Here is a 25,064-nt window from a genome sequence, read left to right as displayed (position 1 = left end):
GGAGGGAATAAGGAGTGAATATATGACCACATCATGTGTTTCCCAATATACCTTCAGTTAATACCTTACTAAGAATTCCAACTCAGTAGATCCTTAATATCAGATAATTTTTCTTTAGGTAGGTACAACCCATGAAATTAAAGTAGCACCGCCCACCATTCCAGGTAAGCAGCAAATCGAAGGGATATGAACAGCTTACCAGTTTATTTTTTATTTAACCAAAAACTTTGACTATCCAATTAATCGTTCTCCAATAGAATTTGCGAGGAGTATAAACAGTTAAAATTAACAAGTAAAGACCTTAATCAGGCAGGTTGTTCCACAAAACAGAAATAGTTTTTTGTTTTACTAAGTAACTAATATTAAGTTATTTTTTATCAATTAAATAAATAAGTTGAGGAAATTTTAGAATTGAACACAAAAAATGAATTTTATGATACAGCAAAACAACACGGTGCAAAAAAAACAAAAAGCCCGCCACGGCATTCGCGCTGGCGAGCTTAAATAAGGCATAAAGGCAGAAATTAGATAGCAGTCACGTTTGCTGCTGCTGGGCCTTTGGCACCATTTTCAATGGTGAATTCTACGTTCTGGCCTTCTGTTAAGGTTTTGAAACCGTTACCTTGAATGGCAGAGAAATGTACGAATACGTCTTTGCTACCATCAGCTGGAGTGATGAAACCAAAGCCTTTAGATTCGTTGAACCACTTCACTTGACCTTTCATTTTGTCAGACATTTGACTTTCCTATATATCAAAAAAAACTCGCCACCTCGGGCATGTGTTGGCCAGTATCAGCTATTACTTATGGAGGCACTAAGAAGGAAACGGTCAACAAAGGCTACCAAGGATAGCACTTACACATAACGCATTAACTCAAGATGTCGTACATAAAGTAGGTCTGTTAATCAGGCCAAACGCATTAACGCATGACCGCACGCGAATATCAACCTTTTTATGTATTATCGTTTTAAAAAAAACTCAGACGCTCAATATTAGAACAAAATAACATAATAAATAGGTTTTTTTATAATTTTATTTGATTTATTCAACTTTTTATTATCAAGAAAGGAACAAGATATTGCTTGTCAACAATAACAATTTGCCCAATAAATTAAAGCGATTGCTATACAGGTATAGGTTCAGGACATGATAATCTTAAAAATGCTATAACTTTCAATTCGATCACGATTTTGCAACAATTTTTACGACACAATTTATACTGATGAGTCTATAAATAAACGGGTTAGTATTATGAAAATCATAAAACAGATATTGATTCAGGATATTGAGCGGATCAACCTTAAAGAGCATCGTGATGGTAAAATACATTTCAACAGCATTTTTATTCGCAAACACCCTTACCTATGTCTAGCGATGGTGATTGCCTATGCTTTTCTAGCTGTGCTTATGTGGTACGCTCCCTATTTCGGTACCTGGTCTCTTTTTGCATTTACTCTAGCCTTTATTGCTATGGCGGCCATTTTGCTATTTGATATCAAGCCAGTCTATCATTTCGAAGATATTGATGTGCTTGATTTACGTGTATGCTATAACGGTGAGTGGTTCGTCAACGAACAAATTTCTAAGAAAGCTATCGATAAGATACTCACTCATCCCCAAGTACCGAATACAATCAAAGATGACATCAAATATATTATGCAGAAGAAACAAGGGATTTGTTTCTATGATGTCTTTATGCTCGCTTGTTCAGAACAATCACCCTATGCCAAATCTATTAACATGGTTAATAAAAAGGCAGAAATATAATAGATTCAACAAAATAGTACGATTACAAACCAAATAAGATTACATAGCGAGCAAATAGTAAGAAAAAAGAATTTTTGCGTTGACACGATTCCTGTTCATCGCTAATATTCGCCCCGTTCTCAGGAACAACCCGATTCCTCCATAGTTCAGTCGGTAGAACGGCGGACTGTTAATCCGTATGTCGCTGGTTCGAGTCCAGCTGGAGGAGCCAAAATTCAAATATCTCGCTAGATAAATTAGTGTGATATTAAGGTTGAGAAAGGTAACTTAGCCTAAACCTTTTCGAACGGCTTCCCAATTGCTGAGCCGTTTTTTTATTCTGATTTTTTTATTTATCCCTCATTCTCAAGATCAACGTGTTCTACATTTATTGAACAATAATCCTGCACATATCTAGTTTGCAAAATCTCGTTTTGTTTACTTAGGATTTTAAAAAAAGGTAAAAATAATAAATACGTTTAGTTTTTCCAAGATAAACAAAGGACAATAAAAAAGAAAAAATGAATAGTCTTGCAATTTGAAAGATGTTTTTTAAACAAAAACAACAAAAAAACACCACCCTGACGAAAAACAAAACAATTGGTTCTATTTTTAATTTTTTTACTTTACAACATAAAACCATTCACTGTAATATTCGCTCCGTTCTCAGGAACAAATCAATTCCTCCATAGTTCAGTCGGTAGAACGGCGGACTGTTAATCCGTATGTCGCTGGTTCGAGTCCAGCTGGAGGAGCCAAATTCTTGAAAATCCCGATTAACTTTGCTAGTCGGGATTTTTTCTTTTGAGTACTGATTATTTTTTCGTAGTAATCATATTTATTCACCATCTCTATTCTCTTATTTCAAGTTGCTTTGCCGACGTAATTATCTATGTTAAAAATACAAACAGAATCAAAAGCAACCCAAAAGTACATATTACAAGCAATCAAACACTTATTGTTATTTTCTGCTTTGACAAATGTGAAAAATGCCGTTAATATTCGAGCCAGTTAAACGGAGTTCCTCCATAGTTCAGTCGGTAGAACGGCGGACTGTTAATCCGTATGTCACTGGTTCGAGTCCAGTTGGAGGAGCCAATTTAAAGAAAGCAGACATTGACTAAAGTCTGCTTTTTTCGTTTCTATCAAACAACTACCTCTTTTCCTTCATTCACTAAAAACAATTCGAAATCACACCAGTTTGGTAAATGCAATGACTAAACTTTCCTTATGCCGAAATAAAATTGTTTGAACCCCTTCACCACGCAATGATTAAAACAGATATAAATCTGATTGTTTCATTTTCTGAAAAAGGTGTACTTAACGGATTATACGCTTACATTGAACAATTTTTTAAAAACCCGTTTTCCATCTGAAGTGATGTTAACTTCCCTAAACCCCTGAGTTCTGGTTAACCATCCCTTTTGTTCGCAATGAATCAAAAAAGCAGCACCAGCGTAACCTCCAAGATGAAATCGTCGCTCACTCCAGTCAAGACAGGCACAGCATTCTTTGCGCCTCGTTTTTGGATCAAACACAATGCCTAACTGCTGGAATTGTTTTCGGCCTTCCAATGTTATTGATATTCCATCAACATTAAACCAGCCTTCACTAACCATGAAGTCATAAATTTCTACCGCTACCTCACCAGCTAAATGGTCATAACACGTTCGGGCAATTCTCAACAAGGAAGGAATACGAGTTTTGACTGGCGAAATCCTATGCCATGATATACTCATCATCTTCTCAAGAAGTTCGGCGATATCTTTCCCAGCCAGACGATAATAACGATGACGACCTTGAGAAAGGCAAGTAATCAAATTCCCACTTACAAGCCGGGACAAATGGGCGCTTGTTGTAGAAGAAGTAATATCAGCAACCACGCTCAATTCTGTGGCTGTCCATGCACGTCCATCCATCAATGCACAGAGAATTTTTACACGAGAAAAGTCTGATATGGCAGCAGCTACGGCTGCCATAGAGCGTTCAAGTGTGTCACTATCATCCAGTAACCCAACGTTTTTAAGCATTTTATTCAGGAATAACCGCCCATTTTTCTGTCAACTTGCTTGCAACATTATCATTATCTGTAACAAGGATCAGTTGATTTGAATGATCACTGTATTGAACCAGAATATTGACACCATTTTCAGCTAATGTTACTGCTATTTCTCCCAGTTCACCAGGACGCTCCTGCTTGAGTTTTCTGATCAACGGTTTGTTTATGCTCTGAACCTGAAATCCCTCCTTTTCAAGTATAGATTTGGCCTTATCACCATCTTCAACAAGAAAATGCGCATGGCCTTCATTAGCCACGGAAAACACACCACCACCTTCAAGTCCTACACCATTTCGTCCAAGGATAATCCCCAAAGAGGCCAATTCACCGGGGATATTTCTAAAAATAACATGAATATCATACATTTGTATTTCCTCTGTTTTCTGAAGTGTAGTCTCTGATAGCGTGTACAATGCGGATTCGGTAAAAAGAGAAGATCGACTCTCGTCCTTCAGTCTGAGCAGCCTTATGAAAGAAATTTTTCTTCCACATTAAGATGGCATTCTTATCTCGCCACCAAGACAACGAAAGGATCTTTCCTGGCGTTGCCAGGCTTTGGAAACGCTCTATGGAAATGAACCCATCAATATCAGCTAATAACGGTTTCAGTTCGGCAGCAAGCTGGAGGTAACGCTCTTGTTGTGCAGGAACAACATCTGCCTCAAAAAGTACTGCGATCATATTCTATCCTTTTAGTGTATAGACAAAACATGACCTTACCGTTTTCAGCTTTGAATACTTCGTTAATGAGCAAAGTATGAGTGCAACTTGAGATAGACAATATAGCCAATCTCTTTTTCAGCTGGCAAAATCCTACTTCTGCCTTGCCTATATTTACCATAACTCAGTTAGATTTAGTCAAAAAACACACATAACGCACAGATACTCGCCAATCAAACAGTTATTGCTATTTTCTGCTTTGACAAACGCAAAAAATGCCGTTAATATTCGCCCCGTCTTGAAGGAGTTCCTCCATAGTTCAGTCGGTAGAACGGCGGACTGTTAATCCGTATGTCGCTGGTTCGAGTCCAGCTGGAGGAGCCAAATTCAATTCACCCTCGTGTTGTTACTTCTATTTTTTCTTTTTTGATACAATAATTCCCTCTGAATACCCTAACTAAATAATCTTAACATTCTAATTATTAAAAACTTAGAGAATATTATCATTCAATAATAGCTATTTAGCTATTTTCACTTTATCATTCTCCTCCGGCTTAAGGATTGCTGAATCAGCATCCATCATTTTTCATTTATATTCTGGAGCCGGTTCCATGACCACTGAATCATATACAATTAAAATCCGCCGTCCTGACGACTGGCATGTCCATTTTCGTGATGGTGATATGCTAAAAACGATTGTCCCCCACACCAGCCGTTTTTTTGGCCGAGCTATCGTCATGCCCAACCTTGTCCCTCCAGTGACAGATGTTGCCAGTGCCAAAGCCTACAAGGAACGGATAATTGCAGCGACTCCATCAGATCATCATTTCCAACCTCTTATGACTTGTTATCTGACAAATTCAACAACTAGCGACCAAATTGAGCTTGGTTATAAAGAAGGTATTTTTACCGCCTGCAAACTCTATCCTGCCAACGCAACAACGAACTCCAGTCACGGTGTTTCTGATATCAAAAAAATCTACCCATTATTGGAAACCATGGAAAAAATAGGTATGCCACTCCTGATCCATGGGGAAGTTACCACCTCTCATATTGATATTTTTGACCGTGAAGCGCGCTTTATCGAACAGGTAATGGAACCATTGCGCCAGCAATTCCCTGAATTAAAAATTGTTTTCGAGCATATTACAACCAAAGAAGCCGCAGAATATGTTCTTGAAGGCAACGATAAATTAGGTGCGACGTTGACACCACAGCACTTGATGTTCAATCGCAACCACATGTTGGTTGGTGGTATTCGCCCCCATCTTTACTGTTTACCTATACTAAAGCGCAATATTCACCAAGAAGCCCTCCAAACAGCAGTTGCCAGTGGTTGTAACCGCTTCTTCTTAGGTACAGATTCTGCTCCTCATGTACTGCACCGCAAAGAATCTTCTTGTGGCTGTGCGGGCGTTTTCAATGCCCCAACTGCCCTGGCGGCCTATGCGACTGTTTTTGAAGCAATGGGAGCAATGGAATATTTTGAGTCCTTCTGCTCCCTGAATGGCCCTGCATTTTACGGTTTGCCGATTAATGATGGCTTTATCGAACTTACCCGTAAACCAACTCCGGTTGTTGAATATATCGAATGTGGTGATGAAAAGTTGATTCCATTCCTTGCAGGGGAAGATGCAGGATGGGATGTAAGGGTATGTGAGTAACTTTAGCACTCCTCTTCATGTGCGGAAATAAAGAACAATTTCCGCACAATCCCCGACCTGATAAAAGACAGCAGTAGCCTTGCAATGATTCCTCTCCAGGCCTAATGCAAAAAAACCTGCTTTTTTCACTTCTTAGATTACTAAAAAGGTTTATACTGCTAAGGGCTCTTCTTAGATGAGACCTTCTGCTCTTAGTCAATTATATTAATAATGATTCTGTAGTCTGATTAGGAGGTTATATGGGAAAAGAAAATGAAATAATTCAAACACACCCTGTTGTAGGCTGGGATATCAGCACTGTCGATGCCTATGACGCCATGATGATACGTCTTCATTACTCATCCACCCAAGATCAAACAGCAGAAAATGTCAATTTTGACAAAACGTTATGGTTAACAACAGGCGTAGCTAAACAGCTTATCCTCATTTTACAAGCTGGGATTGAAAAAATAGAATCCTCAGAATACAGCCAACTTGATCGTATTAAACATTAACAAATAAATAGGTTTAACACTCAGGGCAAGAGCGTGAATGCTCACTTCTTGCCCAACACCGTAAATCCTGCGACTAATACCTTGTCCAGATAGTTAATATCCATGCTCGCAAGCCGTTGTTTTCGGCGAATACTCGCTTTTTTGGTTGTTTCTGCCCGCAACATATTGACACTGATATGACGCATACATCCCAATATTTCAGCCGATTCTCCCCGATGGATAAGGCAAGCATCTTCTCCCATAGTGACATCAAGAACCCAATGTAATCGTGTTTCGATCCCCCAATGGCTCCTGACAGCGGTCGCAAATTTATCCGTGTTTAGCTCCGCTGAACTGATGTAATAACGATAATCGAGCGACTCTTTTCCTTTATTATTAATTCGATACCCGATTGCTACGCCGATGCTTTTTAAGTTTTTCCATTCAGGAAATGGTTGAGATAACGCTTGTGCAGACAATACATGATATTCACGCGCTTCTATACGACCATGCCCTTGTTCTATCGTGATATTTTCGGCATGACTCACTGCTGAGACTTGCGCAGACAACGCCTTCTTGACGGCGTGATACAGCGTTTCCTGATTGCCTTTCACCGCCAGAAGATAGTCACCTTCTTGCTGCACAATTTGTTCCGCAATCTTCGTTTGACATCCCATCGCATCAATCGTTATCAGGCAGCCTTTGATATCCAGCAAACGGAGTAATTTAGGGATCGCAGTGATTTCATTGGACTTTTTGTCTGTCTTCAATTGCCCCATCACAACGCCATTCTGGGTGGCAAACGCACTTACATCGACTGCCGATCCTTGCCGTGATAAGTTCCCCGCAATGTTTTCCCGTCAATGGCGATAATTTCCCCTTCAGAACGTTCATTAATCCCTTGAACCCACTGGATAAAACAGTGCTGAAACTCAACAGGATTGAGACGAGAAATAAGTCGAGCGATAGAATCATGTCCCGGTATTCCATTCGGGAAAAGTGATTTTTTTTGATACCAGTCCAGATACGTTTCGCCGAAATCTTCAATATCTTCCCATCCTTCCGCGCCGGCGATGATGGATGTAATTGCCAGAAAAAGGATATCAAACAAAGGATAACTGATCTTAGACGACTGGCGAGGGTCTGTTAACGTACTGAAATATTGAGAAAAGGCATTGATGCTCATGAGAATACTTCCTAAAAAAAGAAGGATGAGATGATGTTTTTTCTTATCCGTCAACCCTAAATTTTGTTAACAAAAAATTCACGCTCTCACCCTGGTTTAACACTTCCAACACATTCGGACACTCAATATATTGGGTGTCCCAAACAAACAACTGAATATATATTCACCAGTAAAATTATCCATATGGTTTATTATTTTTCATAATATTGTATTATACATCAGTGTTCATCCATCTAATGCTTAACTATCAAACTGATCATTTAAATAAAACTATAGTAGGACAAGGATGTTCAAGTAATGAAACTATTAATCATTGATGAATGCCATTATACACGTTTGGGGATTATTGAATCTCTAAAAGAAAATACAGGCATCCTCTCTTTAGGCGTTGTATCAATACGTGATGCCATAAATATTTTATCTGTCTTCTCTCCAAATGTTATTTTGGTAAATTTAACCAATTATGGTTACTACAGTGAATATTGTAATCAACTAAAATTATTAGTTTCTTCAGTTTATAATGTTCGTATCTATATTTATATAGACAAAACATACCCCACCAAGAAAACACCTATCCAATTGACACATAAGGATTTTATATTACCCAAAAAAGAACTAACGATATTGCTTGAACGCCTAAAAGAAATAGCATCATTCGATATTCAACGTTATTTCTCTAATTTTAGTGTATATAGTTCTATTTTTAGCCATCAAGAAAACCGTATCATCTATTATTGGATGTTAGAAATGGACACCCATAAAATCGCCAAAATATTAAAAATTAGCAATAGTACAGTTTATTCTCATAAGAGACATATTATAGAAAAAATAGGCGTTTCTAACAAAATAGAGTTACTTTTTATTTACAATATCTTTAAATATTTTTGTTTACCCTTTGAATAAACTGATTCTATTTATGGTTAATAGTTCTCAAGTTGCCAATCAGCGACAATAAAGTGATTCCCATTCACATAACAAGCTATGTAAATGGGATAAGTGATGAATAATGCTTTGGTTTGAAAGATGGGAGCGATTACGACTTAAAGCACTACTATTATTTAATAGATTGTAGTGATGTAATATTCAAACCATCATTTAATCGATAGCGAGATTTATTAAAAATCTTAGCCCCAATCTCTCTTCCTGCACGACGGGCACGCTGTTCTTCTTCTGGCAGCTTCATCTCTTCACGACAAGCATCACTACAACAACCTTCGAAACGCGCTGCACAAGATGGACATTGGATAAATAATAAATGGCAACCATCGTTCTTACAGTTGGTATGGCTATCACACGTCGCTCCGCATTGATGACAGTGAGCAATAACATCTTCAGTGATACGCTCACCCATACGCTCATCAAAGACAAAGTTCTTGCCAACGAAACGAACTGGCAATTCTTGTTCTTTCGCTTTACGGGCATATTCAATAATACCACCTTCTACGTGGTAGACTTTGTTAAAGCCGTTATGCAACATATAAGCACTTGCTTTTTCGCAACGAATTCCGCCAGTACAATACATAACAATATTTTTATCTTTATTGTCCTTCAGCATTTCTACAGCCATTGGTAGCTGTTCACGAAACGTATCTGATGGAACCTCAATCGCATTTTCGAAATGCCCAACTTCATATTCGTAGTGGTTACGCATATCGACAAAGACAGTATCAGGATCATCCAACATTTGGTTGACCTGCTCCGCTTTCAGATATTCGCCTGTTTTAGATGCATCAAAAGTTTCATCTTCAATCCCATCTGCAACAATGCGCTCACGCACTTTCATGCGCAGTACCCAGAATGATTTACCATCATCTTCTAACGCGATGTTAAGGCGCAGATTACATAATGCCGGATCGGTCTCATCCAATAATGCTTTCAACGCATCGACATTTTTGGAAGGCACACTAATTTGTGCATTGATACCTTCTTTAGCGATATAAACCCGCCCAAAGACAGATAACTCAGTAAACTTTTGATACAAACTATCGCGAAAAGCCTGTGGTGCGGAAATAGTGAAATATTTATAAAAAGAGATGGTAGTGCGCGGCTCAATTTCAGCCAACATGCGTTCTTTCAACTCTTTGTTAGAAATACGGTTATGTAACACTGGCATGGTGTACTTTCCTGAATTTCGATTAAAAAATAAAAACTTCAATGGTCGTTCCATTGGTGGTTGGATATCATAACGAAAATGGCCGTTAGCGGATAGTGATTTATGCTTTTCCATCACGCCAATACAGTGGGATGGTGACTACGAGGACAGGGATAGCAAAACCTTGCCAAACAGTGGATTTGGCAAACAAGTTACCCTCAGATTCACTATTGAGTGCCACAAAATTTCGATATTTCACTAAAAGGTGTCACAATACGCCAATACGATTTTTAGAGTCTATCTTGGGCTTCTATAATTCCGACAGATTGAAACCGATTCAAGATAACAAATAACATACAGAAAACACATGATACAAGCTCCTCCTTTTTGTCGTTCGTTTTTACATCCCCGCTACTGGCTGACCTGGCTAGGTATTGGCATACTTTATTTACTGGTTTTGCTACCTTATCCAACGATTTATTGGATGGGAACTCGACTTGGGCGACTTTCACTACGTTTCTTAAAAAAACGAGCCAAAGTTGCAGAACGCAATTTGGCACTTTGTTTCCCTGATATGCCAGCAGAGAAACGACAGGAATGGCTAGTCAGAAATTTCGAATCTGTTGGCATGGGTCTGTTTGAGACAGGGATGGCCTGGTTTTGGCCTGACTGGCGCATCAAGCGTTGGTTTAAAGTTACTGGACGGGAGCATATCCAACAAGTGCAATCCACAGGCCAGGGGATTATTGTCATTGGTATCCATTTTTTAACGCTGGAATTGGGAGCACGTATTTTTGGTATGCTAAACCCAGGTATTGGTGTTTATCGTCCCAATGACAATCCTGTCATGGATTGGCTACAAACTTGGGGACGTCTCCGTTCCAATAAATACATGCTGGACAGAAAAGATGTTAAGGGCATGATCCGATGCTTAAAAAATGGTGAAATTGTCTGGTACGCCCCTGATCACGATTATGGCTCACGTAACAGTGTATTTGCCCCATTATTCGCTGTTGAACACGCGGCAACTACGACCGGGACCTCAATTCTCGTCCGTTTGGCCAAACCTGCGCTGATCCCTTTTACGCCGCGAAGGTTACCCAATGGAAAGGGTTATGAGTTAATTATTCAGCCCTCGGTAGAAAATTTTCCTCTGCAAGATGAAACAGAAGCAGCAACATTCATGAATAAAGTGATCGAAAAAGAAATTATGCAGGCACCCGAACAATATATGTGGTTACATCGCCGTTTCAAAACTCGCCCTAAAGGTATGCCATCTTTGTATGGTGACAACGATAATATTCACTGATAAACATCATCTGGCTGTTACTCCCTAAGTAACAGCCAATATTTTCCCTCGTATTTAAGTCAGGAATATTTAGTGGTATTTTATCCAGGAACCCCATTAAGTACATAAAATTATTATAATCATTAGATATTTAATTTCATGGAAAGCACATCTTGAATAATTACAAATTATTACCAGCTTTAGTATCAATATTGCAAACACTTAACCTAACTGAGTCTTCAAAACAATTAGGTGTTACACAATCAGCAATGAGCAAAATATTACATCAACTGCGTGAGGATTTTCATGACAAAATTATTGTGAGAGAAGCAAATCAATTTATTCTCACCCCAAAAGGCGAAAAATTGAAAGAAAAACTTCCAGCATTGATGTGGCAATTAGATAACCTCTATGCACCAGAAATAATGGAACCAAACCTTTGTAAGAGAAAATTTACTTTAGCATCCAGTGATTATGTCGCCCAAGCCATCTTACCCTCTATAATTTCTAACATTGAAGTTGATGCGCCTAACGTGAGTATTGAATATAAATTGTGGCACAAAGACAAATTAAATAAGTTTGCTGAGCAACATATTGATTTAGTCGCAACCATTGCCGACACGATACCTGATAATTTATACGGTAAAATGATGGCTGAAGATCAGCTTGTTATCGCATTTAGAGATACACACTCCAAAGCTAATAGCGATATAACTATTAACGACTATATAGAAGGCCGACATATTCTGATTAGTGGTGGGGGAGATAAAGACAGTTCTGTCGATCACACGTTAGCAGAGATGAACCTAAATCGCCACATTTACGCTACAGTTCCCTTTTTCCAAGCGGCTATTGAATTATTGTTAAAAACAGACACCATGCTAACCATACCACTGCATATTGCGGCTGATTTTGCTCAAGACTATGATTTACAAATAAGACGCTTACCTATTGATATTAAAACACAACAATACTATTTGCTATGGCATGCAAAACATCACCAAGATCCAGAGCATAGATGGTTTAGGGATATCTGTTTTCCTCTGATCAAAACGCATCTTGAAAGAACTATCGAACATGGTATGAAATTAATTCATACCCGCAAGTAGATTTTTCGTCTTTTATAGATGACTTTGTTACAGTAATATAATCAACACTTTTTCATATAGATGGTAACATCAATTACTTTTGATTTTATAATGGCAATAAATATGCTTTCCATAGAAACACTTGTTACATTCATCAGTCTTTCAACCTTCCTATGCTTCTTGCCAGGCTCTGATAATCTGTTAGTTTTAAGTCAGTCTGCAATAAATGGATGCAAATATGGAATATTAATTACCATTGGTTTATGTATTGGATTAGTAATACATACCTTTTTAGTTTCATTAGGCATTGCAGCAATAATACAAGCCAATACGCTGGCCTTTGAAATTATCAGGCTATTGGGTGTATTTTATTTAACCTATCTGGCTTGGGGAGCCTTCAAGGCAAAGCCTATTCACCTCAAAAGCAACACCAAAAGTTTTAATGACACAAAAAAACTCATTAAGAAAGGTTTGTTTATGAATCTATCAAATCCAAAAGTAATTATTTTCTTTTTGGCTTTTCTGCCTCAGTTTACTACTGACAATACAATCGCTATTCCAGTATCGCTTCAATTATTATATCTAGGTTTAATATTTGTCGTAATTGCGTTTACTGTATTTACGTTCATATCCTATCTGTCCGGATTTTTAAATAAAATGATATCCAGTAAACCATCCGTACAAACTATTCTTAATAGGATCACCAGTTTGATATTTATAGCATTAGCCATCAACTTATGTATTGATCAGCGCCTGCCAATCGTTTAATACCTTTTGCTGCTAAATTTACGAATCCTTTCGCTATTTTTAGCATCCTTGCACACTATTTCTTAGTTTTTGTTACATTCAAGCCACAAGTTTAAGCCTGTGTTAACTCACTTAATAGTAAGAAGAGCAGGCGTCGGCAATATCAGCATAAGAATAGCCATTCCCCTGCTCTTTCTCTAATTTCTGCCTTGTTTCCCTATAGCAACGACGTTTACCCTGCTCTCTGAAATGATGCATAATGTCGTCTTGTGGCTTATGGGCAAATTTAAGCTGTTGATCATTCCAATCATAAGAAAGTTTCCAGCTTTCTTTATCAAGTCCACTGTGATGATTATGAAATTTATCATTATATTCTTTCTGTTCATTCTCCCGCTTCTCGGCTAAGGCATTATCTTTAGCCAGCTTATCGGTGTTCCAATTACCACTATCCAGTGTATCCCTCTTTTTCAAATATTCTTCGGAGGGTTTGTTATCCACGGGTATATCGCTTTTGTAGCTTAAATCTAATGCCAGAGCCTGAGAAAACCACACTGACAAAATAAAAAACAGGTAATGGGATCCTTTTATTTTCATATCATTCCTTATTAGAACTATAATAATTAATTATTATTAATAATCGTTATCATATTGTGCATCGTGGCTTCAGAGAAAGTTTAAGTTTTCGCTAACGGCAGCGGGCTCAATTAATAAAATCTCAAACCTCTTTTGGTTTGTTGTCCTATAGCAATAACGTTTAGTTTTCCCCCTGAATACGGTCAGTTTTGTTTCATAAAGCGTTCTATATCTCGCTTTAGATTTGCGTCTTGGGAGGATAATCCTTAAAGCTAAAGTTGTTCGAGCTATACCAACCAGAAGAGCGATGATTATACTCTTTCTGTTCATTTTCCTGCTTCTCTGCTAAGGTATTATCTTTAGCCAATTTCTCTCTGTCCCAATTTCCATCGTGCAATTTGTCCCTCTTATTCAGGTACGTTTTTGAGGGTTTGTTATCCGCGGGTATATCGCTTTTATAGCTTAAATCCAAAGCCAGAGCCTGAGAAAACCACACTGACAAAATAAAAAATAGGCAATAAGATCCTTTAATTTTCATATACTTTTCCTTAATGAGGATATGATAATGACGTTTGGCTTTCAGCCAAACGTTTAGCTTGAGCTTGCATACCAAAATCTTTGCATCTCTGGTCTAAGATGTTTCTGTTGCATACTAAAGCCCGGCATCTCCGGTCTAAGGTTTTGCTGTTGCATACTGGATAATCCTCAGAGTACTGCGCATACCAATCATGAGGAAGTCCCAGCCTCTTTTTCTCAAATTTATCATCATACTTATGCAGTTTCCTCTCCTGCTTCCCAGCTAAGGTATTACCTTTAGCTAGTTTCTCCATATTCCAATTTTCGTAGTCAGAACTGTCCAAACTGAACGTTTTTTTCAGGTATTCTTCTGAAGGTCTGTTAGCTGCGGGTATATCGCCCTGGTAGCTTAAATCCAAAGCCAGAGCCTGAGAAAACCACACTGACAAAATAAAAACAGGCAATAGTATCCTTTAATTTTCATATTCGTCCTTAGTGTAACTATAACAACTAATTATTATTTAATAACCATTATCACCTAAGGTCAACACTACAATTTCTGTGTACTTTGCAATCAAACAAAATAACTCTTTACAAATCAATAAGGTTTCAACATTCTATATTTGACGCGATGCTCGACTTTTATGGTGAGTTGAAATGACATAGCCGCTCCTTTATAACTTTAAGTCGCCAAACTGAGAGAAATAAAGGAACAAAGGCTATGTCACAGCAAGATTTTATCATTTGGGTGTTTTGTTGGGTAGACGATAATTTAACGGCGTTACAGCAAAGCTCTCGATTCAGAAGCCGGGGATACCCACCTAAGCTGAGCGATGCGGAAGCCATCACGATGGAAGTGGTAGGTGAATTCTTAGGCTTTTCAACGGATAAAGGAATTTGGACGTACTTTCGTGATCACTGGTGCGAGTGGTTTCCGGGACTGGGTTCACGCGCCAATTTTGCTAAACAGGTTGCGAATCTTTGGGCTGTTAAACAAAAGCTGCAAGAAAAGCTGGCGAGGTTATTGGGTGCGTTCGATAGGCCGGTACATATTGTCGACGGATTTCCGTTGCCCATCTGTGGATTCAAAAGAGCGAAAGGCAGTGCCAGCTTTAAAGGACAAGCTGATTATGGGTACTGCGCCGCCAAAAACGAAACTTACTACGGCTTTAAAGGGCATCTCATGATAGATGAAACTGGCGTAGTAACGGGATTCACATTGACGCCCGCCAATGTCAGTGAGCGTGAAGCGGTCTGGGACTTGACTAGCCCAATAAAAGGCTGTTTGCTCGGCGATAAAGGTTATTTAGGTTTTGAATTTCAAGAGGAAATGAAGCAGTCGGGTATTGAAATGATAGCCCCGGTGCGTGCCAATATGGATGACCCAGTCCCCAGAGAAACAAGAAAGCGCATTAATGCCAAACGGCGCTTAATTGAAACCGTCATTGGTCAACTCGCTGGGCAATTTGCTATCGAGAAGTGCTGGGCACGGGATTTGTGGCATTTGAGTAATCGAATAGCCAGAAAACTGCTTTCTCATACACTGGGTATTTTTGCCAATTTTAAACAAGGTAAAAGTCAACGCGACTGGCTTCAACAAGCCCATGTTATAGGGAGCTAAAGTTGAGCATCGCGTTATATTTGGCTTTTCATTATAAAAATTAAGAGAGATTCTGATGCATCCATATCCTATTTATCACGTCGATGCCTTTACAGAAAAATCGTTTTCTGGCAACCCTGCTGCGGTTGTTCTGCTGGATAAATGGCCAGCAGATGAAATACTAATTTCTATCGCTGCTGAAATTGGCCTGCCAGAGACCGCTTTTCTGGTAGAAAATCATCTACGTTGGTTTACACCTAAAGTCGAAGTCGATTTATGTGGTCATGCAACGCTGGCGACTGCGTTTGTCCTTATAACCCATCGCAACATTCAAGAAAAGTTGCTTACATTCAAAAGCCGCTCCGGTGAACTCCGAGTTTCTCACCAAGAGGGTGTTTTTACATTGGATTTTCCTATCGCCGATTGTCATGAAGAAAATGACCTCATCCCTGTCATACAAGACGCCCTGGGACAAAATGTTTCCGCAGTTTTGGCTTCACATGATCGTTATATTTGTGTTTTGGATTCCGCAGAACAAATCCTCAATACCCAACCCAATTTTGATAAAATTGCTTCCCTACCCTTGCCAGGACTTACCATTACCGCTCTCGGTGACTCATCTGCTGATTTTGTTTCTCGCTATTTTGCGCCAGCTAAAGGTGTCAATGAAGATCCTGTTACAGGTTCTAGCCATTGTGTTCTTGCCCCTTTTTGGGGAAAACGGCTCAATAAGACTGAACTTTATGCCCGTCAATTATCCGAACGAGGCGGTGAACTACTGTGTCGCATAAATGGGGATCGTGTTTATCTGACAGGTAAAGCGAAGCTCTTTTCACACGGTGAGATATTGCTAGAAAATATATAAGCAGGGAAAAAATGTCTCAATTATACATGTTCTATCTTGGTGGAAATGCTGGAAAATCCAATATTGAAGTTCACGATGTCCAATTTGCTGTAGTAGAAAAAATAGAAGAAGTTTACCCTCTGTTACGCGAAGTTTGGTTTGGTGATAAAGATAAACTTCATCTGGATGGTTACATGCCTTTAACGTGGGCTGACGGCTATGATATTGCAATCAATCATAATGAATATCACGGAGAAATGCGGCTCTACTTTGTAAACCTTGGTGGTTACCAAAAAGACTCACTCGCAGAAGCCCATGAATTCGGGTTCTTTGTCGCTCGTTCAGCAGAAGAAGCGAAAGAAAAAGCCAAAGAAAGTTTACTGCTTGGTTATGGTCAATTACATAAAGATAATCTGAAAGATGTTGATGATTGCCTGCTCCTTAGACAAGTCAGTGGCTATCATATCCATTTAACTGAAAATCCTCACGGTCAGCCAGATAAACCTGAATGGCAAGGATATCGTCCTATTGGTATTTAAAGGATTAATTAGATATGGTCAGCAAATAGACTTTGCTGACCCACATAGCATCGTCTCCCATTAGACTTGATTACGCACCAGTAAATCTGAATTAATCTCCGAAATCGATCTCGCTCCGGTTAAAGTCATCGCTACCCGCATCTCTTTGTCAATCAGATCCAACAAATTAGAAACACCCGCTTCACCTGCCGCAGCCAATGCATAAACAAAAGCACGCCCTAGCAAAATACTATCCGCGCCCAGGGCAATCATTCTCACCACATCCAATCCAGTCCGAATACCGGAATCAGTAAGAATAGTAATGTCGTTTTTGACTGCATCCGCAATCGCAGGCAAGGCCCGTGCCGTTGACAGAACACCATCAAGCTGACGTCCGCCATGATTTGAGACCACAATGCCATCAGCCCCAAAACGGACAGCATCTTTGGCATCTTCTGGATCAAGGATGCCTTTGATAATCATTGGCCCTTTCCAGAAATCACGGATCCATTCCAAATCTTTCCATGAGATTGAGGGATCAAAATTATTTCCCAACCAGCCAATATAGTCTTCCAATTTAGTCGGTTTGCCACGATACACAGAAATATTGCCCAGATCGTGTGGCTTGCCCCATAATCCGACATCCCATGCCCATTGAGGATGAGTCATCGCCTGCAAAATACGACGCATGGCCGCATTCGAGCCACTCATACCGGAATGTGCATCACGATAACGCGCCCCAGGTACTGGCATATCAACGGTAAATACCAGATTTTTGACTCCCGCAGCCTGTGCCCTTTCCAGTACATTGTGCATAAAACCACGATCTTTTAGTACATAGAGCTGAAACCAGATTGGGCGATCTATTGCAGGAGCGACTTCTTCAATCGGGCATACCGACACCGTCGACAACGTAAATGGGATCCCTTTTTTGGCCGCAGCACGTGCAGCTTGTACTTCGCCACGACGTGCATACATGCCTGTTAGCCCGACAGGAGCAAGTGCCACCGGCATTGACATCTTCTCTCCGAATAAGCTGGTCTCCAGGCTTAATTCGGACATATTCTTCAATACACGCTGGCGTAACTCAATATTGGATAAATCTGCTGTATTACGTTTAAGGGTATGTTCTGCGTAGGCTCCGCCATCAATATAGTGGAACAAAAAAGGCGGTAACTTAGCTTGTGCTGCACCCCGATAATCAGTTGAAGCGGAAATAATCATAATATTGACCCTAATGTTGAAAAGTTATTTGCACATTTTTCAAGATGCCAAAATCAAAGCCATGATAGCCGCAATTCCCCCATAGATTAGCATGGGTAAAATTGTCTTCTTCATAATCTGGCCTTCTGCGTTGGTGATCCCCAAAATAGAGCAAACAGCAATAATATTATTCAAACAAACCATGTTACCCATTGCCCCACCAACGGATTGCAGCGCCAACATCAAATTGACATTCATTCCATTGTTCAGCGCGATGGAATATTGTATCCCTCCAAATGTCAGATTAGAGACCGTATTAGAGCCTGAAAAAAATGACCCCAGCGCCCCTAAAAATGAAGAGAACAATAACCAGCTTTCTCCTGTAATAGCAGCCAATGCCTTACCAATAATAATTACAGGCGCATTTTCATCCCCTAACATCATCATGTTCACCATCACTAACGCACCAAATAACGCAATGAATGGCTTAAAAACACGAGCGCTTGTTTCACAGAACATTTGCTTCACTTGATGGCGGTTGAGTTGAAACAGTGGAATGCATACCAATACCACCAACAAAAATGGAATAATTGCCGGTACATATAACGTTTTGTAGCTGGCAGAAGCCGAGGTTCCCAATACTTGCTGCAAACTTATCACTAAGGACTTACTGATACTCAGATCACCCAACCATCCTAAATTCATTTGCCAATTGATCTCGGCATTATTCAACCATGCCTTGATACCTAGTTGATGAATACGGGTAATAATCAAGATCCCAATCAATAACAAGGTAGGCATCATGGCCTTGATCACTTTGCTGAAAGGCACAACCTGTAGCGAATCACGCTTTTTTTCGCAATGTCTTATGCCGATCCCCATGCGGGCAAACAATACCGATAAAGCCAACCCAATAGCGCCACCGATCAACGCTGGAAATTCATAATTCACTTGAGCCAGCAACAGGTAAGGCACGGTACAACTTAATATACTCAAAATGATAAACAAGATGTTTTGGCGGATTTCCTGCCATGACACAATAAAACGCAGAGCCAATAAAGGAATAACAAAACCAGCAATAAAGTGGATCAATGCACTCAATCGCCCAATTTCTAATAAATTGTCATCCTGTAATCCAAGATTGGCAAAACCAAACCAAGTCGGTGTTCCAACCGCCCCAAAAGAAACAGGGACTGAGTTCATCACTAAAGTCAACAAAGCGACCCGCAAAGGATTAAATCCCAGCCCTATCAATATAGGAGCAGCTATCGCTGCTGGCGTACCAAAACCACTGGCACCTTCAATCATAAATGCAAAAGCCCAACCAATAATCATTAATTGGGCTACAGGATTAGGACTGATATTTTCTAACCAATTGCGCACAATATCTTCAGCACCACTGACTTGCATCAATTTATTCAGTAATACTGCGCCTAAAATAATCGTGATAGGAGTAAAGACAGAAATCAGAGCTGTAATAATATTGGCATTCAATATTATAGGTTGGGCTTCAAACCAGAATAATTGTATGAAATAAACCATTACGGCTGTTAATGGCAAAGCAATAAAGGATGGAATACCATTACGTTTGGTCATCATCCAAATCAGCAGGACAATTGGAGCAATGCTGAAAAACAAGGGCATAAGTTCCTCAAATAATTATTTTTATAAGATAAGAAATGTAGCTGAAAAGTTAATTTCTATAACAACGCCATTATAATCACAACTTTTTCTAGACTCCTACACTGTGACTTTTTAACCATCGGAAATAATATGGATCCACAATAACGATCTCCACCTCACCAAAAAATTTAAATCATTAAAAATCAAATAGATATAAAATATCATTGGTACTAAAATAATAAGTAGTTCACATTAATTAAGCATGAATTTTCAATAGACTATATCTAAAAATAGCATAATCTCTGCCGATTATTTATACTCCGACAGAGAAAAATATTAGAAATAATGGCTGATATTTTTGCAAGAAATAATGATATGTTCAATTAACATTCGGATTTTTAGGGGTAAATTTCGGGTGTAAGGATAAACAGCATAAACACCTAATACTTTTCCACTACTTCCTTTAAGTATTTCCACCAGTTTTCCTGCCTGCAAATCTTCATACACCATGACACGTGGAACCATCGCAATACCAAACCCACCTAATACTGCTTTACGGATCGCCAATGCATTATTTGAAGAAAAATTACCGTTAACCAGTAATTCATAAATATCACCGCTTTCTGGCCTTTTCATTAACCAGTTGGCAGTGCCACTTTCCTGGTGGGTATAGGTCAGACAATTATGCTTAAGAAGATCTTCCGCTGATTGTGGTTGCAAATGTTTACCCAGATAACCGGGAGAACAGACAATTACCCAGCGCGAATTCAATATGGGTCTAGCAATCAAACTAGAATCCGGCATCGTGCCAGTGCGAATCGCTAAATCAATACCTTCATTGACCAAATCAACAAAATGATTTTCTAACCGTATTTCCACTTTTAATTTAGGATGGAGACTACAGAATTCAGCAACTTTTTCACTCAAAAGTAATTCACCTGATACCGTTGGCACAGACATCCGAATCACGCCTGTTAACTCATCACTTTTTTCACTGACAACATGCAATGCGTCTTGAATTCGTATACTGATTTCTTTGGCATGTTGATAAAGCGCTCGTCCATTCTCAGTTAAGGTGAGACTACGCGTAGTACGATATAATAGACGGGCTCCAAGAGATTTTTCCAAACGCCCAATACGCTTACTGATGACTGAACTTGTGATACCGGCACTTTCTGCCGCTTTACTGAAAGACCCACAGTCAACAATCAAGGCAAACAAGATCAGATCGTTTGCATATTCATGGGTAGATAACATAATTTTACGTACTTCAATTTATGTACTTTAATGTGTGCATTCGAGATGGACAGTTTAAACGCTGTAAGCAATAAATCAATAATATTTTTATAGGTATGTAAAAATATTAAATAGCTCACATACTTTGACATACAAGTCCCAAAAACATAAATCTATTGGATTTAAAATTTTTGATAGCGCATTGACCTATCTTGTGTGTAATATTCACGTTAATCAAATAATCATTATTTACATTAGATACAAGAGGAGAATGCACTGGTATCATAAACACCCCTTAGTAAATTATATTTACACATAAAACTCAAAATAGAATAAAAATCAAAAAAAATATATTTTTACATTGTCATTATTTAAAATAACTCATTGGTCTTTTATATTTAATATTTCCCTCCAGAATAAAATCAATAAACTGGAGGGTTAGAAGATACCATTTATCTACGCTTATTCTGATAGCATATTTTCCAGAATATCATAAACAGGTAACAAACAAGTAAATCCATCCCTACCCAGGAAATGCCCACCATTAGCAATATTAATTACTTCCGTTTGCAAAGAATGAGATAAATCCAGGGAAGAATGAGGAGAAACAATTTTATCATCAGAAGATATAAGTGAAAAACGGTGTTCGGTTACCTCACGCAAGAAAGCATAATCTAACGGTTCAACAGTAAAAGGATCCAATTCTGGTAAAGTAATTTGAGGAGAATCAAACCCGGAGACCAAAATATATCCACCAATATGAAGATGCTGAGAACGCATCGATTCTAAATGCCGCAATAGAGAGATACAACCGAGGCTATGACCAACAAAAATCGCGTCTTTATCTACTTCAGGTACTATATCCATCAACATCTTAGCCCAGGCTTCAGGTTTGGGTGATGATGTATCAGGCATTGTAGGTATGATAACCTCCGCACCTTGTTCAGTAAGTTTCTCTTTTAACCAAGGGAACCAATGTGATGACGGCGAAGCAGTATATCCATGAACAATAATTATTTTTTTGCCAGAAAACCGCCCTTGAACACTGATCTTTTCTGATATCACTCATTTTCTCCTATTTAATAACTTATCTATTTATGGAAATCATTAAGAACTTGAGACTGAGGTGAGTCAATAATAGTGTACATAACCTTAGTCTTATCCTGCTAGTTCTCTGGCCTGTTTTTCGATCCAAGAAATTACTGCATAATTATCGAACAAGTAAAAATGCCCTCCTGTGAAAATCTGTTGTTCTATTGGCGTAGGTAACACTCGCTGCCATTCCGCCAACAGAGAAACAGAAACTCTATTATCCCGATCTCCTCCTATTACATAAGTTGGGATATTCAACTCTACTTTCGGTAATAAAGACAACGAATCCAACAAAATGAGATCATTTCTCATTGTTTTGATCACATAATTACATAATTCAGGGTTAGCAAGAATATCTGTTGGTGTTCCTTCACATTGCTCAAGGATATTCAAAACATAAGAATCAGAATATTCCTCACATGGCATATTTTTAAACCCTTCGGGATCAATAAAACGACGGGCAGAGATAATGAGTGCTAATTGTTTTTCTGGTAATTCACTCTCCAGCCTACGAGCGACCTGATAAGCCAGTTCCGCTCCCAAACTATGACCAAACAGTAATAAAGGTTTATCTTCTCCTAACTTTAAACGCTTTATCGCGGCAAGTATATTGGATAAAATAGTTTCAACATCCACCTGAAAAGGCTCTGAAGCACGCATTCCCCTGCCTGCAAGCTCAAAACAATAAACTTCAATAAATTTCGATAACTTATGAGCCAACTTAATGTAGGGAAAAGAAGAGCCTCCGGCGTGATGAAAAAATATCAGTTGTGCTCCGGCCTCTGGCCTTTTAATCGCAGAAAATAAAACTGAATCAGACAAGATGAAGTTCCTTTAGCCAATAAGAAATATCCAATGAACTTTTTAAGCAATTTCTTTGTTATTTACAATAGTAAATTGAAATCGATTGATTATGGATGCATTTGAAAAATATTCATTAGGTATAGAATAATAACCATCCGTTTCTTTTTCTATAATAAAAACAATTAATTAGATTATAATTATTAATTAACTTATCACCAGTGTTCAATAAAAACTCAGCCAATAGCTTGTTTTAAGGCAAGTAAGAATAATCACCTATTTTTTAGAAAAAATTTATTTTACTCTGAAATTATTTAATTTTCAATTTACGGCCGATGGCAAATACAGAAACCAACCCCACTAAATCAATGGTGATCAAAGTACCAGCAAATAACATTTCTCCTCTAAAAGCAAAAACAGTCGCAATGATTAAGATAAATATGGTAATGGAAAAGCCCATCCATTGCCCTCGTTTATCTCGGTTTATCAATCCATCCAACGTCTTTTTCTGTTTTTCATGTTGAAAAACCTGCTCTTTTTCTCTGAAAGCAAATACTCTTTCAGCACAACCAGGTAAAATTGATTCATAACTCTTCAATACTTCAGGGGATGGAAATGAACTAAAACAATGAGACATCTCTTTATTTTCGAGTAAATATCCATTTGATGAATCAGCATCTAAACCATTGCGGTAATCATTTACGGGCATAATGTCAAGAATGCTCCCTATCGCTCTGAAGTAATAACCAATGTTAAAGTTCACGTTTTCTCCCCCAGCAATATACACAAAAAACATCTTAATAAAATCAGTGAGATAATTAAGTTCAACCTATAATAGAGATGAGTTAATCGTACTTCTGATATCTTCGTTATTCACAATACACCTTACTTTTGGCTAGGGAACGGGCGGCATTCTTCAGCTTTGTAGGTTCCATCTTCTTGACGAATCAAAAATATTTTCCGGCCCGAGCGCAACGCTTTACTGATCGCTGTTTGATGAACACCAACCAAACGAGCCGCTTTAACTTGGCCATTCAACTTTACATACTCTGATAATGGGATTTTTTCCATACGATTTCTCCTTCTCTCAAAATAATATCCAGAGTACTAAAAATTTCAATACTTTTAGTATTTATCATTTTAATAGCGTTGGTATTAAAATGAATCCATGAAAAAGAAACTCACAGCAGAACAACTTGCAGATGCAGCACGCTTAAAAGCGCTATTTGAGTCTAAGAAAAAACAACTCGGCATCTCTCAGGAAACGCTTGCAGAAGAAATTGGCAAGACACAAAGTGCAATTTCACACTATCTCAATGGGATAAATGCCCTTAACCTGGAGATGGCGGGCTATTTTGCCCAAAAACTGGAAATCAAAATTGCAGATTTCAGTCCATCGCTGGATAAACAAGCAAGAAAACTTGTCTCTGTCCTCGATGATGATAATGCTACATTTGCCAGTCATATGCTCCTGCACAAGCAATATCCATTACTTGACTGGGTAAACGCAGGTAATTGGTGCGAAGATCCCGCACCAAAATACCAAGCAAGCCGCTATGCAAAAGCATATGAAACCTGCGTTGAATGTTCACAACGTGCTTTTTGGCTGGAAGTAAAAGGTGATTCAATGGTATCGCCAAACGGACTCAGCATACCGCAAGGCATGATCATTTTAGTTGATCCAGAAATTAAGCCCACTCCCAACAACTTAGTCGTAGCAAAACTCGATGGAGAGAAAGAACTGACTTTCAAGCAACTGATCACAGAAGGATATGATAAGTTTTTAAAGCCATTAAACCCTCAATACAATATGATTCCTCTTAATAATCATGTACATATTGTTGGCGTAGTTGTAGAAGCGAAGATTGGAAAATTACCTTAAAAGTAGTAAGTTACCTGAAAATGATGAACTAGACTTACTCGTTATCAAATAACATCACTAGTCATAAAAACAGTATTACCGTAATGATCGGAGCGTTATCTGTTCTTTTGTTGCAAAATCAATTTAATATATTGGTTTAATAAACTATAGAATGTTATTGTTCCCGCTCGA

At 38.6% G+C, this 25,064-nt stretch carries 27 protein-coding genes, 4 tRNA genes and 1 pseudogene; 15 read left to right on the top strand and 17 right to left on the bottom strand.

Annotated features, from left to right (window positions below; all coding sequences use genetic code 11):
* Positions 1-524: 524 nt before the first annotated feature.
* Positions 525-737: a transcription antiterminator/RNA stability regulator CspE gene (gene cspE, locus AAC853_RS16010; RefSeq protein WP_047766586.1), complete on the bottom strand. Its 213-nt coding sequence runs from the start codon at positions 735-737 to the stop codon at positions 525-527.
* A 516-nt stretch (positions 738-1,253) separates the two neighbouring features.
* Here cspE and AAC853_RS16005 point away from each other — a divergent pair.
* The 4 genes from AAC853_RS16005 to AAC853_RS15990 all read left to right on the top strand — a co-directional run bounded on the left by AAC853_RS16005 (position 1,254) and on the right by AAC853_RS15990 (position 2,846).
* The gene (locus AAC853_RS16005; RefSeq protein ID WP_338885209.1) at positions 1,254-1,769 is read left to right on the top strand and encodes a YlaC family protein; all 516 of its coding nucleotides are present in this window, start codon (positions 1,254-1,256) and stop codon (positions 1,767-1,769) included.
* 135 nt (positions 1,770-1,904) lie between these two features.
* Positions 1,905-1,980: transfer RNA gene (locus AAC853_RS16000), tRNA-Asn, on the top strand.
* Between the two features lie 450 nt (positions 1,981-2,430).
* A tRNA-Asn gene (locus AAC853_RS15995) sits at positions 2,431-2,506 on the top strand.
* Between the two features lie 264 nt (positions 2,507-2,770).
* Positions 2,771-2,846: transfer RNA gene (locus AAC853_RS15990), tRNA-Asn, on the top strand.
* 230 nt (positions 2,847-3,076) lie between these two features.
* Here the strand turns inward: AAC853_RS15990 and AAC853_RS15985 are convergent.
* The 3 genes from AAC853_RS15985 to AAC853_RS15975 are packed head-to-tail and all read right to left on the bottom strand — an operon-like array spanning position 3,077 to position 4,488.
* Entirely contained in the window at positions 3,077-3,778 is a 702-nt protein-coding gene (locus AAC853_RS15985) for an ArsR/SmtB family transcription factor (RefSeq protein WP_340615139.1), read from the bottom strand.
* Between the two features lies 1 nt (position 3,779).
* Positions 3,780-4,172: an amino acid-binding protein gene (locus tag AAC853_RS15980; RefSeq protein WP_340615138.1), complete on the bottom strand. Its 393-nt coding sequence runs from the start codon at positions 4,170-4,172 to the stop codon at positions 3,780-3,782.
* The gene (locus AAC853_RS15975; protein WP_340615137.1) at positions 4,165-4,488 is read right to left on the bottom strand and encodes an antibiotic biosynthesis monooxygenase family protein; all 324 of its coding nucleotides are present in this window, start codon (positions 4,486-4,488) and stop codon (positions 4,165-4,167) included. The genes AAC853_RS15980 and AAC853_RS15975 overlap by 8 nt, the downstream gene beginning before the upstream one ends.
* A 287-nt stretch (positions 4,489-4,775) precedes the next feature.
* Here AAC853_RS15975 and AAC853_RS15970 point away from each other — a divergent pair.
* The 3 genes from AAC853_RS15970 to bssS all read left to right on the top strand — a co-directional run bounded on the left by AAC853_RS15970 (position 4,776) and on the right by bssS (position 6,625).
* Positions 4,776-4,851: transfer RNA gene (locus AAC853_RS15970), tRNA-Asn, on the top strand.
* 227 nt (positions 4,852-5,078) lie between these two features.
* The gene (gene pyrC / locus AAC853_RS15965; protein ID WP_340615136.1) at positions 5,079-6,131 is read left to right on the top strand and encodes a dihydroorotase; all 1,053 of its coding nucleotides are present in this window, start codon (positions 5,079-5,081) and stop codon (positions 6,129-6,131) included.
* A gap of 239 nt (positions 6,132-6,370) precedes the next feature.
* Positions 6,371-6,625, top strand: coding sequence for a biofilm formation regulator BssS (gene bssS, locus AAC853_RS15960; RefSeq protein WP_338885204.1), 255 nt, complete (start codon positions 6,371-6,373; stop codon positions 6,623-6,625).
* Positions 6,626-6,666: 41 nt separating this feature from the next.
* Here the strand turns inward: bssS and AAC853_RS15955 are convergent.
* Positions 6,667-7,790, bottom strand: a pseudogene (locus AAC853_RS15955) (ISAs1 family transposase).
* 297 nt (positions 7,791-8,087) lie between these two features.
* On the opposite strand from AAC853_RS15955, the gene AAC853_RS15950 reads away from it, so the two are divergent.
* Positions 8,088-8,693 carry a LuxR C-terminal-related transcriptional regulator gene (locus AAC853_RS15950; RefSeq protein WP_340615135.1) on the top strand — a complete coding sequence of 202 codons (606 nt, stop codon included), beginning with the start codon at positions 8,088-8,090 and terminating at the stop codon, positions 8,691-8,693.
* Positions 8,694-8,844: 151 nt separating this feature from the next.
* Here AAC853_RS15950 and trhO read toward each other — a convergent pair whose 3' ends face one another.
* Positions 8,845-9,903 carry an oxygen-dependent tRNA uridine(34) hydroxylase TrhO gene (trhO, locus tag AAC853_RS15945; RefSeq protein WP_338885202.1) on the bottom strand — a complete coding sequence of 353 codons (1,059 nt, stop codon included), beginning with the start codon at positions 9,901-9,903 and terminating at the stop codon, positions 8,845-8,847.
* A gap of 100 nt (positions 9,904-10,003) precedes the next feature.
* Entirely contained in the window at positions 10,004-10,141 is a 138-nt protein-coding gene (locus AAC853_RS15940; RefSeq protein ID WP_340615134.1) for a hypothetical protein, read from the bottom strand.
* 108 nt (positions 10,142-10,249) lie between these two features.
* Here AAC853_RS15940 and AAC853_RS15935 point away from each other — a divergent pair, with 108 nt between their 5' ends.
* The 3 genes from AAC853_RS15935 (at position 10,250) to AAC853_RS15925 (ending at position 13,026) form a co-directional block, all read left to right on the top strand.
* The gene (locus AAC853_RS15935; RefSeq protein ID WP_340615133.1) at positions 10,250-11,191 is read left to right on the top strand and encodes a Kdo(2)-lipid IV(A) acyltransferase; all 942 of its coding nucleotides are present in this window, start codon (positions 10,250-10,252) and stop codon (positions 11,189-11,191) included.
* A 152-nt stretch (positions 11,192-11,343) separates the two neighbouring features.
* Positions 11,344-12,279, top strand: a complete 936-nt coding sequence (locus AAC853_RS15930; RefSeq protein WP_340615132.1) for a LysR family transcriptional regulator — start codon at positions 11,344-11,346, stop codon at positions 12,277-12,279.
* A 102-nt stretch (positions 12,280-12,381) separates the two neighbouring features.
* On the top strand, positions 12,382-13,026 hold the full coding sequence (locus AAC853_RS15925; protein WP_340615131.1) for a LysE family translocator: 645 nt from the start codon (positions 12,382-12,384) through the stop codon (positions 13,024-13,026).
* Between the two features lie 111 nt (positions 13,027-13,137).
* On the opposite strand, the gene AAC853_RS15920 is transcribed toward AAC853_RS15925, so the two are convergent.
* The 3 genes from AAC853_RS15920 to AAC853_RS15910 all read right to left on the bottom strand — a co-directional run bounded on the left by AAC853_RS15920 (position 13,138) and on the right by AAC853_RS15910 (position 14,558).
* Positions 13,138-13,599 carry a hypothetical protein gene (locus AAC853_RS15920; protein WP_340615130.1) on the bottom strand — a complete coding sequence of 154 codons (462 nt, stop codon included), beginning with the start codon at positions 13,597-13,599 and terminating at the stop codon, positions 13,138-13,140.
* Positions 13,600-13,816: 217 nt separating this feature from the next.
* The gene (locus tag AAC853_RS15915) at positions 13,817-14,116 is read right to left on the bottom strand and encodes a hypothetical protein (RefSeq protein WP_340615129.1); all 300 of its coding nucleotides are present in this window, start codon (positions 14,114-14,116) and stop codon (positions 13,817-13,819) included.
* Between the two features lie 10 nt (positions 14,117-14,126).
* Positions 14,127-14,558, bottom strand: coding sequence for a hypothetical protein (locus AAC853_RS15910; protein WP_340615128.1), 432 nt, complete (start codon positions 14,556-14,558; stop codon positions 14,127-14,129).
* A gap of 257 nt (positions 14,559-14,815) precedes the next feature.
* Between AAC853_RS15910 and AAC853_RS15905 the strand changes: the two genes are divergently transcribed.
* The 3 genes from AAC853_RS15905 to AAC853_RS15895 are packed head-to-tail and all read left to right on the top strand — an operon-like array spanning position 14,816 to position 17,077.
* Positions 14,816-15,715 carry an IS982 family transposase gene (locus AAC853_RS15905; RefSeq protein ID WP_340614201.1) on the top strand — a complete coding sequence of 300 codons (900 nt, stop codon included), beginning with the start codon at positions 14,816-14,818 and terminating at the stop codon, positions 15,713-15,715.
* A gap of 55 nt (positions 15,716-15,770) precedes the next feature.
* A complete protein-coding gene (locus AAC853_RS15900) occupies positions 15,771-16,559 on the top strand; it encodes a PhzF family phenazine biosynthesis protein (RefSeq protein ID WP_340615127.1) in 789 nt (262 codons plus the stop codon).
* A gap of 11 nt (positions 16,560-16,570) precedes the next feature.
* Positions 16,571-17,077, top strand: a complete 507-nt coding sequence (locus AAC853_RS15895; RefSeq protein ID WP_338885194.1) for a DUF1543 domain-containing protein — start codon at positions 16,571-16,573, stop codon at positions 17,075-17,077.
* 60 nt (positions 17,078-17,137) lie between these two features.
* Here the strand turns inward: AAC853_RS15895 and lldD are convergent, their stop codons facing one another.
* The 7 genes from lldD to AAC853_RS15860 form a co-directional block, all read right to left on the bottom strand.
* Positions 17,138-18,280, bottom strand: coding sequence for an FMN-dependent L-lactate dehydrogenase LldD (gene lldD / locus AAC853_RS15890; protein ID WP_340615126.1), 1,143 nt, complete (start codon positions 18,278-18,280; stop codon positions 17,138-17,140).
* A 39-nt stretch (positions 18,281-18,319) separates the two neighbouring features.
* Entirely contained in the window at positions 18,320-19,903 is a 1,584-nt protein-coding gene (locus AAC853_RS15885; RefSeq protein ID WP_338885192.1) for an L-lactate permease, read from the bottom strand.
* Positions 19,904-20,218: 315 nt separating this feature from the next.
* Positions 20,219-21,139: a LysR family transcriptional regulator gene (locus AAC853_RS15880; protein WP_340615125.1), complete on the bottom strand. Its 921-nt coding sequence runs from the start codon at positions 21,137-21,139 to the stop codon at positions 20,219-20,221.
* 441 nt (positions 21,140-21,580) lie between these two features.
* On the bottom strand, positions 21,581-22,183 hold the full coding sequence (locus AAC853_RS15875) for an RBBP9/YdeN family alpha/beta hydrolase (protein ID WP_340615124.1): 603 nt from the start codon (positions 22,181-22,183) through the stop codon (positions 21,581-21,583).
* A gap of 93 nt (positions 22,184-22,276) precedes the next feature.
* Positions 22,277-23,032, bottom strand: a complete 756-nt coding sequence (locus tag AAC853_RS15870; RefSeq protein WP_340615123.1) for a thioesterase II family protein — start codon at positions 23,030-23,032, stop codon at positions 22,277-22,279.
* A 289-nt stretch (positions 23,033-23,321) separates the two neighbouring features.
* Positions 23,322-23,774, bottom strand: a complete 453-nt coding sequence (locus AAC853_RS15865) for a DUF2335 domain-containing protein (RefSeq protein ID WP_338885188.1) — start codon at positions 23,772-23,774, stop codon at positions 23,322-23,324.
* A gap of 122 nt (positions 23,775-23,896) precedes the next feature.
* Complete coding sequence (locus AAC853_RS15860; RefSeq protein ID WP_338885187.1) at positions 23,897-24,082, bottom strand: Cro/CI family transcriptional regulator; 186 nt, start codon at positions 24,080-24,082, stop codon at positions 23,897-23,899.
* A gap of 97 nt (positions 24,083-24,179) precedes the next feature.
* On the opposite strand from AAC853_RS15860, the gene AAC853_RS15855 reads away from it, so the two are divergent.
* The gene (locus AAC853_RS15855; protein ID WP_338885186.1) at positions 24,180-24,893 is read left to right on the top strand and encodes a LexA family protein; all 714 of its coding nucleotides are present in this window, start codon (positions 24,180-24,182) and stop codon (positions 24,891-24,893) included.
* Positions 24,894-25,064 lie beyond the last annotated feature (171 nt).

Source organism: Xenorhabdus thailandensis, from assembly GCF_037996785.1.
Lineage (GTDB): Bacteria > Pseudomonadota > Gammaproteobacteria > Enterobacterales > Enterobacteriaceae > Xenorhabdus > Xenorhabdus griffiniae.
The sequence above is the reverse complement of the archived record's forward strand: the minus strand, read 5'-3'. Positions and strand labels throughout refer to the sequence as shown.

What these genes read in the sequence shown, in the direction of transcription:
- lldD (WP_340615126.1), bottom strand. Translation starts at nt 18,280, where the DNA reads ATGATTATTTCCGCTTCAACTGATTATCGGGGTGCAGCACAAGCTAAG.
- AAC853_RS16005 (WP_338885209.1), top strand. Translation starts at nt 1,254, where the DNA reads ATGAAAATCATAAAACAGATATTGATTCAGGATATTGAGCGGATCAAC.
- AAC853_RS15855 (WP_338885186.1), top strand. Translation starts at nt 24,180, where the DNA reads ATGAAAAAGAAACTCACAGCAGAACAACTTGCAGATGCAGCACGCTTA.
- pyrC (WP_340615136.1), top strand. Translation starts at nt 5,079, where the DNA reads ATGACCACTGAATCATATACAATTAAAATCCGCCGTCCTGACGACTGG.
- AAC853_RS15860 (WP_338885187.1), bottom strand. Translation starts at nt 24,082, where the DNA reads ATGGAAAAAATCCCATTATCAGAGTATGTAAAGTTGAATGGCCAAGTT.
- trhO (WP_338885202.1), bottom strand. Translation starts at nt 9,903, where the DNA reads ATGCCAGTGTTACATAACCGTATTTCTAACAAAGAGTTGAAAGAACGC.
- bssS (WP_338885204.1), top strand. Translation starts at nt 6,371, where the DNA reads ATGGGAAAAGAAAATGAAATAATTCAAACACACCCTGTTGTAGGCTGG.
- AAC853_RS15920 (WP_340615130.1), bottom strand. Translation starts at nt 13,599, where the DNA reads ATGAAAATAAAAGGATCCCATTACCTGTTTTTTATTTTGTCAGTGTGG.
- cspE (WP_047766586.1), bottom strand. Translation starts at nt 737, where the DNA reads ATGTCTGACAAAATGAAAGGTCAAGTGAAGTGGTTCAACGAATCTAAA.
- AAC853_RS15900 (WP_340615127.1), top strand. Translation starts at nt 15,771, where the DNA reads ATGCATCCATATCCTATTTATCACGTCGATGCCTTTACAGAAAAATCG.
- AAC853_RS15905 (WP_340614201.1), top strand. Translation starts at nt 14,816, where the DNA reads ATGTCACAGCAAGATTTTATCATTTGGGTGTTTTGTTGGGTAGACGAT.
- AAC853_RS15915 (WP_340615129.1), bottom strand. Translation starts at nt 14,116, where the DNA reads ATGAAAATTAAAGGATCTTATTGCCTATTTTTTATTTTGTCAGTGTGG.
- AAC853_RS15950 (WP_340615135.1), top strand. Translation starts at nt 8,088, where the DNA reads ATGAAACTATTAATCATTGATGAATGCCATTATACACGTTTGGGGATT.
- AAC853_RS15895 (WP_338885194.1), top strand. Translation starts at nt 16,571, where the DNA reads ATGTCTCAATTATACATGTTCTATCTTGGTGGAAATGCTGGAAAATCC.
- AAC853_RS15975 (WP_340615137.1), bottom strand. Translation starts at nt 4,488, where the DNA reads ATGATCGCAGTACTTTTTGAGGCAGATGTTGTTCCTGCACAACAAGAG.
- AAC853_RS15980 (WP_340615138.1), bottom strand. Translation starts at nt 4,172, where the DNA reads ATGTATGATATTCATGTTATTTTTAGAAATATCCCCGGTGAATTGGCC.
- AAC853_RS15925 (WP_340615131.1), top strand. Translation starts at nt 12,382, where the DNA reads ATGCTTTCCATAGAAACACTTGTTACATTCATCAGTCTTTCAACCTTC.
- AAC853_RS15935 (WP_340615133.1), top strand. Translation starts at nt 10,250, where the DNA reads ATGATACAAGCTCCTCCTTTTTGTCGTTCGTTTTTACATCCCCGCTAC.
- AAC853_RS15880 (WP_340615125.1), bottom strand. Translation starts at nt 21,139, where the DNA reads ATGTTATCTACCCATGAATATGCAAACGATCTGATCTTGTTTGCCTTG.
- AAC853_RS15985 (WP_340615139.1), bottom strand. Translation starts at nt 3,778, where the DNA reads ATGCTTAAAAACGTTGGGTTACTGGATGATAGTGACACACTTGAACGC.
- AAC853_RS15885 (WP_338885192.1), bottom strand. Translation starts at nt 19,903, where the DNA reads ATGCCCTTGTTTTTCAGCATTGCTCCAATTGTCCTGCTGATTTGGATG.